Genomic DNA, 14,801 nt, shown 5'->3' with positions numbered 1-14,801 from the left:
AATTACGCCTAAAATTAACTCTGCCGGACCTCCAGAGTCACTGGAGCGACCGTGCGCATGCCTGTCCACTTGGAGTAGTAGTAATGACATTGAGTTCCGTTTTACACGACGTTTTGCAGTTCATGGCAACTGGTATTACCGATTTGTCCGCATGGCAAGTTTTCCTGTACACCATGGTGGTCACGCACATCACGATCGCCAGCGTCACGATTTACCTGCATCGCCACCAGGCCCACCGGGCGCTGGAATTGCACGCGATCCCCAGCCATTTCTTCCGTTTCTGGCTGTGGCTGACGACGGGCCAGGTCACCAAGGAATGGGCGGCCATCCACCGCAAGCACCACGCCAAGTGCGATACGGAAGAAGATCCGCACAGCCCCGTGACGCGCGGCATCAAGAAAGTCTTCTGGGAAGGCGCCGAGCTGTATCGCGCTGAATCGAAGAACATGGAAACCATGGCCAAGTACGGTCACGGCACGCCGACGGACTGGATCGAACGCAATCTGTACACCAAATACAGCTGGCTGGGCGTGGTGTCGCTGTTTGTCATCAATTTCGTGTTGTTCGGCGTGATCGGCATTTCCGTGTGGGCCGTGCAAATGATGTGGATACCCATCACGGCAGCGGGCATCATCAACGGCATCGGCCACTACTGGGGTTACCGCAACTATGACTGCGCCGACGCGGCCACCAACATTATTCCCTTCGGCATCCTGATCGGCGGCGAAGAGTTGCATAACAATCACCATACGTATGCGACGTCGGCCAAGCTGTCGTCGAAATGGTATGAAATCGATATCGGCTGGGCGTATATCCGCGCGCTGGAAATGCTGGGCCTGGCCAAGGTGAAAAAGCTGGCGCCAGAACCGAAGTTCTCGCACGGCAAGCTGGAAGCGGACTTCGAGACCTTGCAATCGGTCATCGCCAACCGCTATGACGTGATGGCCAAGTATGCGAAATCGATCAAGCATGCCTGGAAGGAAGAGCTGGAACACCTGAAGAACAAGGCCGAACTGGAAAAGCGCTTCCTCAAGTCGTCGCGCAAGCTGATGCAGCGCGAGCCGGGCAAACTGGCCGATGCGCATCACGAGCAGCTGTCGGAATTGTTCCAGCACAGCAAGGCGCTGGAAACCATGCACCACATGCGCGTGGAACTGGGCGCCATCTGGGAGCGTTCCCACTTTACGCGCGAGCAATTGCTGCAGAAGCTGCAAGACTGGTGCACGCGCGCCGAAGCATCGGGCATCCAGTCGCTGCAGGATTTCTCGTTACGCCTGCGCAGTTATGCATAAGTAAGCTGCTGCATATCAAGGCCCTGGTTTCCAGGGCCTTTTTTTCGCCTTGGCAAAGGGGGGAGGGCGGCGTAAAAATCAGGGCGAAAAAAAACCGCTCATCGGAGCGGCTCTTTTTACAGAACACAATATCAATTACTTGATTTTGGTTTCTTTGTACGTTACGTGCTTGCGTGCTTTAGGATCAAATTTCATGATCTCCATTTTCGCAGGCGTCGTACGCTTGTTTTTGGTAGTCGTGTAGAAGTGACCCGTACCGGCGGTCGATTCTAACTTGATTTTGTCGCGGCCTGATTTTGCCATGATAGCTCCCTTATTCTGCTAATTAGACTTTTTCGCCACGAGCGCGCATATCGACCAATACGGCGTCGATGCCGACTTTATCGATGACGCGCAGACCGGCGTTGGACAAACGCAGGGAGACCCAGCGGTTTTCAGATTCAACAAAAATACGACGATTCTGCAAGTTAGGCAAAAAACGACGTTTGGTTTTGTTGTTTGCATGGGAAACATTGTTGCCGACCATCGGCTTCTTCCCAGTGACTTGGCAAACACGTGCCATGGCGCACTCCTTAAAGATATTCCAAATTGGAAAAACGAGAGTATATCCAAAATAAGCAGATTTATCAATGACTTGCGAAAAACAATTGTGTCATGTTGTATTGAAATAATTTAACAATTTGACTTTTGCCCTTCTTCATAGGGGAAAGCACTGGTAAACAGCGCTGTTTACTGTTAGATAAGCGCCTTGGTGTGGTCACGTATGTCCTTGTTTACACATGGTTAACTGATAATTGGCCGCTGTCATGCCGCGTCTGCGCTAGATCTGGCCGTGTTCCGCAAACGAATGCACTTGCCGCCCGGCCACGACGAAATGGTCGAGGATGCGCACGTCCACCAGCGACAAGGCCTGCACCAGCGCGCGCGTCAGTAATAAATCCGATTCGCTTGGTTCCGGCGTGCCGGACGGGTGGTTGTGGGCCAGCATCACGCTGGCCGCGTTGTGCAGCAGCGCCTGCTTGACCACTTCGCGCGGGTACACGCTGGTGTGGGTGAGGGTGCCGCGAAACATTTCCTGGGTCGTGATCAGGCGGTTCTTGACGTCCAAAAACAACACATGAAACGCTTCGTGCGCCAGGTTGCCCAGGGTCAGGCGTAAATAGTCTTTGACGGCGTGCGGCGAATTGAGCGCCTGGCCCGTCTGCAAGTCCTCGATGATGGCGCGTCGCGCCAGTTCCATTACCGCTTGCAGTTGGGCAAACTTGGCACTGCCCATGCCATGCACGGCGGAAAAACTCACGAGGCTGGCGCCGAACAGACCCCGCAAGGAGCCGAAGTGTTCCACCGTGTCGCGCGCCAGCTCCACCGCGCTCTTGCCGCGCACGCCCGTGCGTAGAAAAACGGCCAGCAATTCCGCATCCGACAGCGATTGCGCGCCATCCTCGATCAAACGCTCGCGCGGCCGTTCGCGGGCCGGCCAATCCTTGATGCCCATACTGTTCTCCTGTTTGTCACCGGCGCGTGCCCCAGCATGGTCTTCTTTGACGAAGCCATGGGGCAGGCGCGGCCAGTGTGGCTTACAATATCGTTTTGCATCAGCTACTTGAAAACTCACTATGTCCAACGAGCAACCAGCAGTCGTCACCGAAGCGGCTTATCTCACCCTGCATTATCGTCTTGCTACTGTTGACGGTACTGATATTGTCACTACCTTCAGCGGAAATCCTGCTACCTTGATGCTGGGACAGGGCCAGCTGGCGCCATTCCTCGAGCAGCGCCTGCTGGGCTTGCCTGAAGGCACGCACCAGACGTTCGAGCTGGCCGCCGGCGAAGGCTTTGGCGAGCGCAATCCCGAGCTGGTGCAGTCGGTTTCGCGCGCCACGCTGGACGAGAACTCGGTGCCGGGCGCCGACTACAAGATCGGCGACCTGGTCGACTTCGCCGCGCCGGGCGGCGGTCGCTTTGCCGGCGTGCTGCGCGAAATGCGCGAGGACTCGGCCCTGTTCGACTTCAATCATCCGTTGGCCGGCCAGCCGCTGCGCTTTGAAGTCAAGCTCATTTCGGTGCTGTGAAGGAATAGCGATGGATAAAGAACTGTTACTGGCCCAGCCCCGCGGTTTCTGCGCTGGCGTCGATCGGGCGATTGAAATCGTCGAGCGTGCCTTGCAGCAATTTGGTGCACCGATCTATGTGCGCCATGAAATCGTCCACAACGCCTATGTGGTGGCCGACTTGCGCAACAAGGGCGCCATCTTCATCGATGACCTCGATGACGTGCCTGCTGGCAACACGCTCGTGTTTTCCGCCCATGGCGTGTCGAAAGCCGTGCGCGCCGAGGCGGAATCGCGCGGCCTGAGCATTTTTGATGCGACTTGCCCGCTGGTCACCAAGGTACACATGGAAGTGGGCAAGATGCGCCGCGAAGGCCGCGAGATCATCATGATCGGCCACGATGGCCATCCCGAGGTGGAAGGCACGATGGGCCAGGCCGACATGGGCATGCATCTGGTGGAAACGCTCGACGATGTGGCGGCATTGCAGGTTGCCAATCCGGACAGCCTGGCCTATGTTTCGCAAACAACGTTGTCAGTTGACGACACTAGCGACATTATTGCGGCCTTGAAAGCGAAATATCCGAATATTGCCGAACCGAAAAAAGGCGACATTTGCTACGCCACCACCAACCGCCAGGAAGCCGTGAAATTCATGGCGCCGCAAGTGGAAGTGGTGATCGTCGTGGGCAGCCCGAACAGCTCGAATTCGAACCGCTTGCGCGAAGTGGCCGATAAGATGGGCACGCCTGCCTACATGGTCGACAATGCATCGCAGATCGACCCCGCCTGGCTGGAAGGCAAGCTGCGCGTGGGTGTGACGGCTGGCGCCTCGGCGCCCGAGGTGCTGGTGCAAGCCGTCATCGACCGCCTGAAAGAGTGCGGCGTGAAGAGCGTGCGCCCGCTTGACGGCGTGCAGGAGGCCGTCACGTTCCCGATGCCGAAAGGCCTCGACGGTATCAAGCGCGACGTCGCCTGAGTCGGTATGGCGAGTGAGTATCGGTGAAATAGTCACCTCAAAACCGAATTTAATTCGGAAATGATTGGTTTATTCCAAGCTTAGTTTTTACAAAAGATCGTTATGATTGCCTCAAGCTTGAATATGTTGTCGTTATGACTAAGCAAGGTCACGCCCGTTTTGAGTGCGTGCACCATGCTGGTGAGAACGGTCCAGGGATGGCACTGCAGGAATTCTTCCTCCGGTGCCGTTTTTGTATCAGCGACCCATGTTCTGGCGGAAGTTGTTCCCGAAAAATGCATATTTGATAGGGCAATCATGGATACATTCATCCAGCAAATCATCAACGGCTTGGTGCTTGGCAGCATGTACGCCTTAGTCGCCCTCGGTTACACGATGGTGTACGGCGTCTTGAACCTGATCAACTTCGCCCACGGCGATGTGCTCATGATCGGCGCCATGGTGGGCTTGACCATCCTCAAGCTGCTGGGCATTTATGTACCGGACTGGCCCGGCTACCTGAAACTGGCCACCGCCATCCTCGGCGCCATACCCATCTGTATTCTGGTCAACATCATCATCGAGCGGGTCGCCTACCGCCGCCTGCGCAACGCCCCCCGCCTCGCCCCCCTGATTACCGCCATCGGCGTCTCCATCCTGCTGCAAACCTTTGCCATGATGATCTGGACGCGCAATCCCTTGCCCTTTCCCCAATTGCTGTCGACCGACCCCATCAACATAGGCGGCGCCGTGATTTCGCAAACGCAAGTATTGCTGCTGGCCCTGGCTGCCCTGTCGATGGGCGGATTGGTGTTGCTGGTGGAAAAAACGAAAATGGGCCGCGCCATGCGCGCCACGGCGGAAAACCCCCGCGTAGCGGGACTGATGGGCGTCGATTCCGACAAGGTCATCGTCGCCACCTTTGCCATCGGCGCCGCGCTGGCGGCCGTGGCGGGTGTGATGTGGGGCGCCAATTATGCGTCCATTCAATTTTCCATGGGCGCCATCCCCGGCTTGAAGGCCTTTTGCGCGGCCGTGCTGGGCGGCATCGGCAATATCTATGGCGCCATGCTGGGCGGCATCCTGCTGGGCCTCATCGAGAGCCTCGGTGCCGGGTATATCGCCTATTTCACCGGTGGTTTCCTCGGCAGTCACTACCAGGATATCTTTGCCTTCGTCGTGCTGATCATCGTGCTGACCCTGCGCCCGTCCGGCATCATGGGCGAACGAGTGGCCGACCGTGCCTGATGTGAAACTGGGAGATTAATCATGGCATTACTCGATTTCGACGCAAAAAAGAATCCCGCCAAGGCCTACGCCGGCATGCTGGGCCTGGCCGCGCTGCTGATGGTATTCCCGTTTTTTGCCGCCCAGTTCGGCAACTCGTGGGTGCGCATCATCGACATGGCCTTGCTGTACATCATGCTGGCCCTGGGCCTGAACATCGTCGTCGGCTTTGCCGGCCTGCTTGACCTGGGCTACATCGCCTTCTATGCCGTGGGGGCGTACCTGACGGCCTTGCTGGCGTCGCCCCAGTTCGCCATCCTGCTCGAATCGGTGGTGAATCAATATCCGGTGCTGGGGGAAACTCTGGTACAGCTGATGGGGCCGGAAATCCGCGAAAACGGCATCCATCTGTCGATCTGGCTCATCGTGCCGCTGGCCGCGGCCGTGGCTGGCCTGTTCGGCGCCTTGCTGGGCGCACCGACGCTGAAACTGCGCGGCGACTATCTGGCCATCGTGACCCTGGGTTTTGGCGAGATCATCCGTATCTTCATGAACAATTTGAACGATCCCATCAATTTCACGAATGGGCCGCAAGGCATCAATTTGATCGATCCCATCCGCATCTTCGGCGTCAACCTGGCGGGCGAGGCGGGTACCAACAGCACCGTCGTGGTCGGTGGCTTTTCCATGCCGTCCGTAAATGCCTATTACTTTTTGTTCCTCTTCCTATGCATCGCCGTCGTGTTCGTCACCAAGCGCCTGCAGCATTCGCGCCTGGGCCGCGCCTGGGTGGCCATCCGCGAAGACGAGATTGCCGCGAAAGCCATGGGCATCAACACGCGCAACGTCAAACTGCTGGCCTTTTCCATGGGCGCCTCGTTTGGCGGCGTGGCCGGTGCCATGTTTGCCTCGTTCCAGGGCTTTGTCTCGCCCGAATCGTTCTCGCTGACGGAATCGATCGCCGTGCTGGCCATGGTAGTGCTAGGCGGCATCGGCCATATCCCCGGCGTGATCCTTGGCGGCGTGATCCTCGCCTCGATACCCGAAGTGCTGCGCCACGTGGTGGAACCGGCCCAGCAGGCGCTGTTCGGCCACGTGGTGATCGAGGCGGAAGTGCTGCGCCAGTTGCTGTACGGCCTGGCCATGGTCTTGATCATGCTCAACCGTCCCGCCGGCCTGTGGCCATCGCCGAAGCACGAGGACCGGCCCGACCACGATGTGGACCAGCCGAATAAACCCACCGGCGTCGTGTCCGCTTAAGGGAGGGATGGATAGTATGAGCGAACAGATCATTCTTAATATTGCCGGCGTGAATAAGCGTTTCGGCGGCCTGCAGGCGCTGACCGACGTGGGCATTACCATCCGGCAAGGGCAGATTTACGGCTTGATCGGTCCGAACGGTGCCGGCAAGACCACCTTTTTCAATGTCATCACGGGTCTGTACCAGCCCGACACGGGCACCTTCGAGCTGGCCGGCAAGCCGTATTCGCCGTCCGCGCCGCACAAGGTGGCCAAGGCGGGCATCGCGCGTACCTTCCAGAACATCCGTCTGTTTGGCGACATGACGGCGCTGGAAAACGTCATGGTGGGGCGCCATGTGCGCTCGCACCAGGGCGTGTTCGGCGCCATCTTCCGCCACAAGGCGGCGCGCGAGGAAGAGGCGTCCATCCGCCGGCGGGCCATGGAGCTGCTCGATTTCGTTGGTATCGCCCAGTTCGCCAACCGCACGGCGCGGTTTTTGTCGTATGGCGACCAGCGGCGCCTGGAAATTGCCCGCGCGCTGGCTACCGATCCCACCCTGCTGGCCCTCGATGAGCCGGCGGCCGGCATGAATGCGACGGAAAAGCTGGCCCTGCGCGAGTTGTTGGTGAAAATCAAGGCCGAAGGCAAGACCGTGCTGTTGATCGAGCACGACGTGAAACTGATGATGGGACTGTGCGACCGCATCACGGTGCTCGAATATGGCAAGCGCATCGCGGAAGGCTTGCCGGCCGAAATACAACAAAACCAGGCCGTCATCGAGGCTTACCTGGGGGGATCGCACGCATGAGTAACAAGGGATTGAACCAGAATGTATTGAAAGTGGCGGGCCTGCATGTGGCCTACGGCGGCATCAAGGCGGTGAAAGGCATCGACCTGGAAGTCAACGAGGGCGAGCTGATCGCCCTGATCGGCGCAAACGGCGCCGGCAAGACGACGACCTTGAAAGCCATCACGGGAACCTTGCCCGCCTGCAAGGTCGAGGGGACGATCAGCTACCTGGGCGAGTCGCTCAAGGGCACGAAATCGTTTCACCTGGTGGAAAGGAAACTGGCCATGGTGCCGGAAGGGCGGGGTGTGTTTACCCGCATGTCGATCCGCGAAAACCTCATGATGGGCGCTTACACGCGCACGGACAAGGTGGGTGTCGAGGATGACATTGCCCGCTGGTTTGACGTGTTTCCCCGCCTGAAGGAGCGGGCGGCGCAGATGGCCGGCACCCTGTCGGGGGGCGAGCAGCAGATGCTGGCCATGGCGCGCGCGCTGATGAGCCATCCGAAGCTGTTGCTGCTCGATGAGCCATCGATGGGCTTGTCTCCCATCATGGTGGAAAAAATCTTCGAGGTGATCCGCAAGGTGTCGTCCGAAGGCATCACGATTTTGCTGGTCGAACAGAATGCCCGCCTGGCCCTGCAAGCGGCGCACCGCGGTTATGTGATGGATTCCGGGCTGGTCACCATGGGCGGCAACGCGGCCGCCATGCTCGATGACCCGCGCGTGAAGGCGGCGTATCTGGGCGAGTAATCACGTTCAGGAAGTGTTCAGGCATAAAAAATGCCCCAGCTAGGCTGGGGCATAATGGCATCCGTTGGGGAAGTGCGGGATGGATGCCTGGAGGAGCTGGTAACAGCGGACCGCCGGAGCGGTCGCGCCAGAATTACTTGGCCGTGCGCGGAACAGCTTTTTCAGCCGCTTGCGTGAACTGGTTCACGGCCGACGTCAGGTTCGCTTCGATGGCTTCGACGGCTTGCTTGCTGGTTTTCGAGAATTGCTCGTAGCCTGCATTGGCATTGCCGATGGCGCTTTTCAGGATGGCGACGGCGTTTTCGGAACCGGCTGGCGCGTTCTTGGTCACTTCTTCCACCAGCGACAGGACTTTGCGGTTGGTTTCAGCGATTTGCGATTCAGCTGCTTTGCTGAACTCTGCTTGCGTGCCGGACGTGATGGCAGCCAGGTGACGACCGTAAGCGATGGCTTTTTCGGCGCTAGGCTGGGCTTGAGCAGCGCTCAGCGAGAAGAATTCTTGTGGATCTTTTGCCGACAGCAATTGCTTGGCGGCGGCCGTCGATTCTTCCAGCGTTGCCTTGGCAGCGGTCAGGTTCAGTTCGACGATCTTTTCGATGCCTTCGAAGGCTTTGCCCGTCAGCGACGAGAAAAGGGCGAATTGGGCTTCCAGGTTGGTTTTGGTAGCGGACGAAAATTGCTCAGGAATTGAAAACATATAAATCTCCAAAAAATCGAAATCTGGTTAATTTGATGCTGCGTGTACCGTTTGGGAAAGCAGGTGAATCTAAATTTTCAAGCTGAACAAGAATTGTGCAACGCAACAAACCCTATTCTACGGTGAAAAAAAACGAAGTCAAGCGATTCTTGTGCGATGCAACAATTGAATAGATTTACATCAAAAGTCATTGTTTCTAAAGAGAAATATTTGATTTCTACGTGTCAATAGTTTGTGCTTAAACTATCGTTTCCAAGGGCGGCAGGGACGATCGCGGCGCAGCATGCTAGACTTTGTCTCCCGCACTGGCCTAGCGCCCTGGTGCCGATCCCGTTTCCCGAGTTGATACCATGTCCAATCTTCCCGCCGCGGCTGGCACCAGCGGCAAAGCCCCCAAAGCCCCTTTCTTGACGACCCTGGCGCCGATGGTCTTGCCCGGCTTCTTCGTGTTGTTATGGAGCACAGGTTTTATTGTCGCCAAGTTCGGCCTGCCGTACGCGCCGCCGCTGACCTTCCTGTTGCTGCGCTTCCTGGGCGTGCTGGTGATCCTGCTGCCGCTGGTGTTGCTATTGCGCGCGCCGTGGCCCGTGGGACAGTTCCGCCAGATCGCCGTGGCCGGCATCCTGATGCAGGCCGGCTACCTGGCCGGCGTCTGGTGCGCCATCAAACTGGGCATGCCGGCCGGCCTGTCTGCGTTGATCGTGGGCATGCAGCCCGTGCTGACGGCGTGCGCCGCGCCCCTGATCGGCGAATCCGTGCGTCCGCGCCAGTGGCTGGGCCTGTTCTTTGGCTTGCTGGGCGTGGCCCTGGTCGTGTATGCCAAGATCAACCTCGTGGGTCTGACCGTAGAAAGCGTGCTGCTGTGCGTGTTCGCGCTGCTGTCAATGACGGCCGGCACCATGTACCAAAAACGCCACTGTCCCCAATTCGACTTGCGCACCGGCACAGTGGTGCAGTTTGCCGCCTCTATCGTGGTGGTGTTGCCGTTTGCCCTGTATTACGAAGGACTGGATTGGCATTTCAGCAGTGTGCAATGGACGGCGAATTTCATAGGCGCCTTGCTGTGGTCGGTACTTGTGCTATCCATCGGCGCCATCTTCCTGCTGTTTGCCCTGATCCGCCGCAGCGATGCCACGAAAGTGACGGGCTTGCTGTACCTGACCCCACCCACGACGGCCGTGATGGCCTGGCTGATGTTTGGCGAAGCATTTAATATGCTGGGCATCGCGGGCATGCTGGTGGCCGTGGTCGGCGTGGTGTTTGTGGTCAAGAAATAGATAGAGCGGGAGAGCAATGCAGTGAGCAAGCAAGCATCTGAAACACCGTCGACGCAGCACGCCGTGGACGCCGTCATTGTGTCGCGCCGTTCGATCCGCGCCTTCCTGCCCACGCCGGTGGCGCAGGACGATATCGCGCGCATCCTGGAAGTGGCGGCGCGCGCGCCTTCGGGCGCCAACATGCAGCCGTGGAAAGTGTATGTGCTGTCGGGCGATGCGCGCCTGCGCCTGTCGCGCCGCATCCTCGACGCCTATGCCGCACCCAAGACGCCCGATGCGCCCGCGCGCACGGCGTCGTATATCTATTACCCGCGCCAGTGGACGGCGCCGTTCATCGAGCGCCGCCGCAAGATCGGCCTGGACCTGTACCAGCTGCTGGGCCTGGAGCGGGGCGACACGGCCGGCATGGCGGCCCAGCATGGACGCAATTTCCAGTTTTTCGATGCGCCCGTCGGCCTGATCTTTACCATCGAACGGGTACTGGAACAGGGTTCCTGGCTCGACTATGGCATGTTCTTGCAAAACATCATGCTGGCAGCGCGCGCGCGGGGACTCGATACGTGCCCGCAAGCGGCCTTCATCCACTACCATGACATCATCCGTGAGGAACTGGGCGTGCCGGCCAGCGAAATGGTGGTGTGCGGCATGGCGCTCGGCTATGCCGACCCGGACAAGATCGAGAACCGCCTGAACACGGAACGCGAGCCGCTGGCCGGCTTTGTTAAATTCATGGACAAATAGACATTGCCAGCGATTTGCACAAGAAAACAGTCGATTAAGGATGAGGTTGTTTGCTGATCGCCAACGATTTGTATTTCGTTGCTGCAATAAATACTGTCCCAACTGTTAAATAGGCTTGCGATTACTCTGCATTTCGCTACACTGCAATAAGGCAACAGCTTCACGGGGAATTATCGAATGGCTAAGTTTAAACTTGCGCTGGGTGTCCTGGCTTCCCTGCTGTTTGCGTTGGCGCCGGCTGCGGCCGTGCACGCCAAGGAAGCGAACGGCAAATCCTCAGCCTCCAAGAAACACAACACCAAGAAAGTCAAAGTCGTGCTGCGCAAGGGCGCGACGGCCGCACCGCGCGAAAAGACCGTGCGCCGGGTCGTCATGGTGCGCGGCAAACGCAAGGTCATCTATCAAAAAGTCAGCAGCGTGGCCGTGCCCATGGCCGCACCGATGCCCACCATGGGCGACTTGGCGGGCCTGAATCTCACGCGCGATCCGCTCGACCTCAAATCGAGCGTGGCGCTGGTGCTGGACCAGGCCAATTCGGAAGTGCTGTTTGAAAAGAATTCCAATGTGGCCCTGCCCATCGCCTCCATCACCAAGATGATGACGGGTCTGGTGGTGGTCGAAGCGCGCCAGGACATGGATGAATTGCTGACGATCACGGACGAAGACGTCGACCGCGCCAAGTTCAGCAGCTCACGCCTGAAGGTGGGCGCACAATTGACGCGCACCAATATGCTGCATATCGCCCTGATGAGCTCGGAAAACCGCGCCGCCTCGGCGCTGGGCCGCAATTATCCGGGCGGCTTGCCGGCCTTTGTCGACGCCATGAACAGCAAGGCGCGCCAGCTGGGCATGCTCGATACGCATTACGTCGATTCCAGCGGATTGTCGAAAATGAACGTGGCCAGCGCGCGCGACCTGGGCAAGCTGGCCATGGCCGCCTTCCGCCATCCGCTGCTGCGCCAGTACTCGACGGACCCGAAAGCCATCGTCGAAGCCAGCGGTCAGCCCATGCAGTTTGGCAATACGAATCACCTGGTGGCCAATCCCGGCTGGGAAATCGGCTTGCAAAAGACGGGTTTTATCAATGAGGCGGGACGTTGTTTGATGATGCAGGCCGTCATCGAAGGACGGGCCGTGATCATGGTTTTCCTTGATTCCAAGGGGAAACAGTCGCGCACGGCCGATGCGGGACGCATGCGCAAGTGGCTGGAAGCCCTCAAACCTGCCAACATGAGCCTGCCTGGCGGTTAAGAATGTACCGGGCGGCGTTGCTGCCCTGTATCTTTAGTCTTGGGGTATAAATCCCAAGGTCACGGAAATCTGGTTCGCCGTTTCCACCAGATCGACCAGCCACTCATCCTGCAGGCGGTCGGCCGGGGCGGAAATCGACAGGCCGGCGATCAGCTTGCCAGAATCGTCGCGGATGCCGGCGGCCATGCAGCGCACGCCCAGCTCCAGCTCTTCATTGTCACGCGCATAGCCGCGCTCGCGCACCAGGCTCAGCTCGCGCTCGAGTTTTTGCAGATCCGTGATGGAATTCTTGTTGTGCCCGGCCAAGCCCGTGCGCGTGGCATACGCGCGGATGGCCTTCGGCTCATCCACGGAGAGGAACAATTTACCTGTCGAGGTCAGGTGCAGCGGGCCGCGGCCACCGATGGCGCGCACCACTTGCATGCCCGAGCGCTCGGAAAAGGCGCGGTCGATGTAGACGATCTCGTCGCCCTGGCGCACGGACAGGTTGATGGTTTGCTGGGTTTTCTTGTGCAGCTGGCGCATGAAGTCCAGCGCCGCTTCGCGTACGCTGAGGCGGCTTTTCACCACATTGCCCAGTTCCAGCAGGCGCATGCCCAGGCGGTACGTGCCCGGTTCGATGCGGTCGACAAAGCGCGTCAGCACCATGTCGTTGAGGATGCGGTGGGCCGTCGAGGGGTGCAAGCCGGAAACCTTGGACAATTCCTTCAGGCTGACCGGGTCGGAATATTTGGCCAGGGCATCGAGCAGGGCGACCATGCGTTCGATCACCTGGATCGTCGTCTTCGGGGCAGCGACCGGTTCAATTTTCATGATGGATTTGGTGCAATGCAGTATTCATTCTTCTTTATACCATGATGTGAAAAAATAGTGAAATCTTCCGAGATATTCAGCGAATAAATTGTCACAATTCTCATGCCGGCCCTCATAATTGGCGACTGGACGTACTTTGAACCACGGAAAACTATGCAACCTGTAAATGAATTCAAGAGCAAAAGTGGCTTGAAACGGATTTTTGCCGCCTTTTTCTACTCGCTCGATGGCTTGAAGGCGGCCTGGCGCCATGAACACGCGTTTCGCCAGGAGCTGGGCCTGTTCGTCGTCGGCACGGTGATCGCCTTGCTGCTGCGCATCTCCGCCTTTGAAAAACTGGTGCTGATCGGTGTGCTGCTGCTGGTTTTGATCATTGAATTGCTTAACTCTGCGCTGGAAGCCGTGGTCGACCGCATCTCGCTCGAACGCCATCCTCTGTCGAAAAACGCCAAGGACTTCGGCAGCGCCGCCGTGCTGCTGACCTGCATTCTGGCCTTCGCCACCTGGGCTGTTGTCCTGTTCAACCGGTTTTATTAACTGCTTTATCCCCGTTGCGCGCCGTCCATATGCGAAAAATGTATATCAAACGGCGAAACGCTTCGTTCTCTTTGAGGCCATAGCGCCGTAATCTGGTGGCTCTGAAAGTTCAACCACACGGGGATCTTAGATGCTGTCGAAAAAAATCATCATTGCCGCTGCCCTCAGCGCGTTTGCCATTCTGCAAACGGCGCAGGCTGCCGATATCACCCTGCTCAACGTGTCGTATGACCCGACGCGCGAGCTGTATCAGGATGTGAACACGGCATTTGCCAAGGAGTGGAAAGGCAAGACGGGCGACAACGTCAAGATCAAGCAATCGCACGGCGGGTCCGGCAAGCAGGCGCGCGCCGTCATCGATGGTCTGGAAGCGGACGTGGTGACCCTGGCCCTGGCTTACGACATCGATGCGCTGGCCGAGCACAAGCTGCTGGCCGCCGACTGGCAAAAACGCTTGACGCACAACAGCTCGCCTTACACCTCGACCATCGTGTTTCTGGTGCGCAAGGGCAATCCGAAAGGCATCAAGGATTGGAACGACCTGATCAAGCCGGGCGTGTCCGTCATCACGCCGAATCCGAAAACCTCGGGCGGCGCCCGCTGGAACCATTTGGCAGCCTGGGGCTACGCCTTGCGCCAGCCGGGCGGCAACGAAGCCAAGGCCAAGGATTTCCTCGGCAAACTGTATAAGAACGTGCCCGTGCTCGATTCCGGCGCGCGCGGCGCCACCACCACGTTTGTCGAACGGGGCATCGGCGACGTGCTGATCGCCTGGGAAAACGAAGCTTACCTGGCCGTCAAGGAACTGGGTCCGACCAAGTTCGACATCATCACGCCGTCCGTCAGCATCCTGGCCGAGCCGCCCGTCGCCGTTGTGGACAAGTTTGCCGACAAGCACGGTACGCGCAAGGTGGCCGAGGCCTACCTGAACTATCTGTACACGGACGAAGCGCAAGACATCATCGCCAAGAATTACTATCGTCCGGCAACGGACAAGGCGGCGAAGAAATACGCATCCCAGTTCGCCAAGGTCAACCTGTTCACCATCGAGCAAGTGGCCGGTGGCTGGACGGCAGCACAGAAGGCACACTTTGCCGACGGCGGCATCTTCGACCAGATCTACCAACCCAAGTAATATCGGATGGCAATCGGCAACGGTTGCCAGACTGCTAC

General features: G+C 58.4%; 17 protein-coding genes. 12 read left to right on the top strand and 5 right to left on the bottom strand.

All coding sequences use genetic code 11. From position 1 onward, the window contains the following. Window positions 1–122 precede the first annotated feature (122 nt). Entirely contained in the window at window positions 123–1,292 is a 1,170-nt protein-coding gene (locus tag ACQ4W0_RS06725) for a DesA family fatty acid desaturase (protein WP_436576047.1), read from the top strand. Between the two features lie 135 nt (window positions 1,293–1,427). On the opposite strand, the gene rpmG is transcribed toward ACQ4W0_RS06725, so the two are convergent. From rpmG to radC, 3 genes are all read right to left on the bottom strand, one after another. After that, the gene (gene rpmG / locus ACQ4W0_RS06720) at window positions 1,428–1,595 is read right to left on the bottom strand and encodes a 50S ribosomal protein L33 (RefSeq protein ID WP_010400929.1); all 168 of its coding nucleotides are present in this window, start codon (window positions 1,593–1,595) and stop codon (window positions 1,428–1,430) included. A gap of 22 nt (window positions 1,596–1,617) precedes the next feature. After that, the gene (gene rpmB / locus ACQ4W0_RS06715; RefSeq protein WP_010400928.1) at window positions 1,618–1,854 is read right to left on the bottom strand and encodes a 50S ribosomal protein L28; all 237 of its coding nucleotides are present in this window, start codon (window positions 1,852–1,854) and stop codon (window positions 1,618–1,620) included. 258 nt (window positions 1,855–2,112) lie between these two features. After that, window positions 2,113–2,787, bottom strand: a complete 675-nt coding sequence (gene radC / locus ACQ4W0_RS06710) for a RadC family protein (RefSeq protein ID WP_436576046.1) — start codon at window positions 2,785–2,787, stop codon at window positions 2,113–2,115. 121 nt (window positions 2,788–2,908) lie between these two features. Here radC and ACQ4W0_RS06705 point away from each other — a divergent pair, with 121 nt between their 5' ends. From ACQ4W0_RS06705 to ACQ4W0_RS06680, 6 genes are all read left to right on the top strand, one after another. Continuing rightward, window positions 2,909–3,364 carry an FKBP-type peptidyl-prolyl cis-trans isomerase gene (locus ACQ4W0_RS06705; protein ID WP_070224501.1) on the top strand — a complete coding sequence of 152 codons (456 nt, stop codon included), beginning with the start codon at window positions 2,909–2,911 and terminating at the stop codon, window positions 3,362–3,364. A 10-nt stretch (window positions 3,365–3,374) separates the two neighbouring features. Continuing rightward, window positions 3,375–4,322, top strand: coding sequence for a 4-hydroxy-3-methylbut-2-enyl diphosphate reductase (ispH, locus tag ACQ4W0_RS06700; RefSeq protein ID WP_436576045.1), 948 nt, complete (start codon window positions 3,375–3,377; stop codon window positions 4,320–4,322). 297 nt (window positions 4,323–4,619) lie between these two features. After that, window positions 4,620–5,549, top strand: coding sequence for a branched-chain amino acid ABC transporter permease (locus ACQ4W0_RS06695; RefSeq protein ID WP_436576044.1), 930 nt, complete (start codon window positions 4,620–4,622; stop codon window positions 5,547–5,549). A gap of 21 nt (window positions 5,550–5,570) precedes the next feature. Further along, window positions 5,571–6,788, top strand: coding sequence for an ABC transporter permease subunit (locus ACQ4W0_RS06690; protein ID WP_436576043.1), 1,218 nt, complete (start codon window positions 5,571–5,573; stop codon window positions 6,786–6,788). A gap of 16 nt (window positions 6,789–6,804) precedes the next feature. After that, on the top strand, window positions 6,805–7,578 hold the full coding sequence (locus tag ACQ4W0_RS06685; protein WP_436576042.1) for an ABC transporter ATP-binding protein: 774 nt from the start codon (window positions 6,805–6,807) through the stop codon (window positions 7,576–7,578). Window positions 7,579–7,589: 11 nt separating this feature from the next. Beyond that, window positions 7,590–8,312, top strand: coding sequence for an ABC transporter ATP-binding protein (locus tag ACQ4W0_RS06680; protein ID WP_436576275.1), 723 nt, complete (start codon window positions 7,590–7,592; stop codon window positions 8,310–8,312). Window positions 8,313–8,445: 133 nt separating this feature from the next. On the opposite strand, the gene ACQ4W0_RS06675 is transcribed toward ACQ4W0_RS06680, so the two are convergent. Next, window positions 8,446–9,009 (bottom strand): phasin family protein, encoded by a 564-nt coding sequence (locus ACQ4W0_RS06675; protein WP_436576041.1) that lies wholly within the window; start codon window positions 9,007–9,009, stop codon window positions 8,446–8,448. A 350-nt stretch (window positions 9,010–9,359) separates the two neighbouring features. Here ACQ4W0_RS06675 and ACQ4W0_RS06670 point away from each other — a divergent pair, with 350 nt between their 5' ends. The 3 genes from ACQ4W0_RS06670 to ACQ4W0_RS06660 all read left to right on the top strand — a co-directional run bounded on the left by ACQ4W0_RS06670 (window position 9,360) and on the right by ACQ4W0_RS06660 (window position 12,278). Beyond that, entirely contained in the window at window positions 9,360–10,286 is a 927-nt protein-coding gene (locus ACQ4W0_RS06670) for a DMT family transporter (protein ID WP_436576040.1), read from the top strand. Between the two features lie 21 nt (window positions 10,287–10,307). Beyond that, on the top strand, window positions 10,308–11,027 hold the full coding sequence (locus ACQ4W0_RS06665) for a nitroreductase (protein WP_436576039.1): 720 nt from the start codon (window positions 10,308–10,310) through the stop codon (window positions 11,025–11,027). Between the two features lie 177 nt (window positions 11,028–11,204). Further along, entirely contained in the window at window positions 11,205–12,278 is a 1,074-nt protein-coding gene (locus ACQ4W0_RS06660) for a serine hydrolase (RefSeq protein WP_436576038.1), read from the top strand. Between the two features lie 33 nt (window positions 12,279–12,311). On the opposite strand, the gene ACQ4W0_RS06655 is transcribed toward ACQ4W0_RS06660, so the two are convergent. Continuing rightward, entirely contained in the window at window positions 12,312–13,091 is a 780-nt protein-coding gene (locus ACQ4W0_RS06655) for an IclR family transcriptional regulator (protein WP_046685991.1), read from the bottom strand. A 153-nt stretch (window positions 13,092–13,244) separates the two neighbouring features. On the opposite strand from ACQ4W0_RS06655, the gene ACQ4W0_RS06650 reads away from it, so the two are divergent. After that, window positions 13,245–13,628, top strand: a complete 384-nt coding sequence (locus tag ACQ4W0_RS06650) for a diacylglycerol kinase (RefSeq protein ID WP_436576037.1) — start codon at window positions 13,245–13,247, stop codon at window positions 13,626–13,628. A gap of 130 nt (window positions 13,629–13,758) precedes the next feature. Next, window positions 13,759–14,763 carry a sulfate ABC transporter substrate-binding protein gene (locus ACQ4W0_RS06645; RefSeq protein WP_436576036.1) on the top strand — a complete coding sequence of 335 codons (1,005 nt, stop codon included), beginning with the start codon at window positions 13,759–13,761 and terminating at the stop codon, window positions 14,761–14,763. Window positions 14,764–14,801: the final 38 nt, after the last annotated feature.

Origin of the sequence: Janthinobacterium breve (assembly GCF_051380895.1) — a bacterium.
Lineage (GTDB): Bacteria > Pseudomonadota > Gammaproteobacteria > Burkholderiales > Burkholderiaceae_D > Janthinobacterium.
This window is presented reverse-complemented; position numbering and strand designations above follow the sequence as displayed.

What these genes read in the sequence shown, in the direction of transcription:
- ACQ4W0_RS06725 (WP_436576047.1), top strand. Translation starts at nt 123, where the DNA reads ATGGCAACTGGTATTACCGATTTGTCCGCATGGCAAGTTTTCCTGTAC.
- rpmG (WP_010400929.1), bottom strand. Translation starts at nt 1,595, where the DNA reads ATGGCAAAATCAGGCCGCGACAAAATCAAGTTAGAATCGACCGCCGGT.
- rpmB (WP_010400928.1), bottom strand. Translation starts at nt 1,854, where the DNA reads ATGGCACGTGTTTGCCAAGTCACTGGGAAGAAGCCGATGGTCGGCAAC.
- radC (WP_436576046.1), bottom strand. Translation starts at nt 2,787, where the DNA reads ATGGGCATCAAGGATTGGCCGGCCCGCGAACGGCCGCGCGAGCGTTTG.
- ACQ4W0_RS06705 (WP_070224501.1), top strand. Translation starts at nt 2,909, where the DNA reads ATGTCCAACGAGCAACCAGCAGTCGTCACCGAAGCGGCTTATCTCACC.
- ispH (WP_436576045.1), top strand. Translation starts at nt 3,375, where the DNA reads ATGGATAAAGAACTGTTACTGGCCCAGCCCCGCGGTTTCTGCGCTGGC.
- ACQ4W0_RS06695 (WP_436576044.1), top strand. Translation starts at nt 4,620, where the DNA reads ATGGATACATTCATCCAGCAAATCATCAACGGCTTGGTGCTTGGCAGC.
- ACQ4W0_RS06690 (WP_436576043.1), top strand. Translation starts at nt 5,571, where the DNA reads ATGGCATTACTCGATTTCGACGCAAAAAAGAATCCCGCCAAGGCCTAC.
- ACQ4W0_RS06685 (WP_436576042.1), top strand. Translation starts at nt 6,805, where the DNA reads ATGAGCGAACAGATCATTCTTAATATTGCCGGCGTGAATAAGCGTTTC.
- ACQ4W0_RS06675 (WP_436576041.1), bottom strand. Translation starts at nt 9,009, where the DNA reads ATGTTTTCAATTCCTGAGCAATTTTCGTCCGCTACCAAAACCAACCTG.
- ACQ4W0_RS06670 (WP_436576040.1), top strand. Translation starts at nt 9,360, where the DNA reads ATGTCCAATCTTCCCGCCGCGGCTGGCACCAGCGGCAAAGCCCCCAAA.
- ACQ4W0_RS06660 (WP_436576038.1), top strand. Translation starts at nt 11,205, where the DNA reads ATGGCTAAGTTTAAACTTGCGCTGGGTGTCCTGGCTTCCCTGCTGTTT.
- ACQ4W0_RS06655 (WP_046685991.1), bottom strand. Translation starts at nt 13,091, where the DNA reads ATGAAAATTGAACCGGTCGCTGCCCCGAAGACGACGATCCAGGTGATC.
- ACQ4W0_RS06650 (WP_436576037.1), top strand. Translation starts at nt 13,245, where the DNA reads ATGCAACCTGTAAATGAATTCAAGAGCAAAAGTGGCTTGAAACGGATT.
- ACQ4W0_RS06645 (WP_436576036.1), top strand. Translation starts at nt 13,759, where the DNA reads ATGCTGTCGAAAAAAATCATCATTGCCGCTGCCCTCAGCGCGTTTGCC.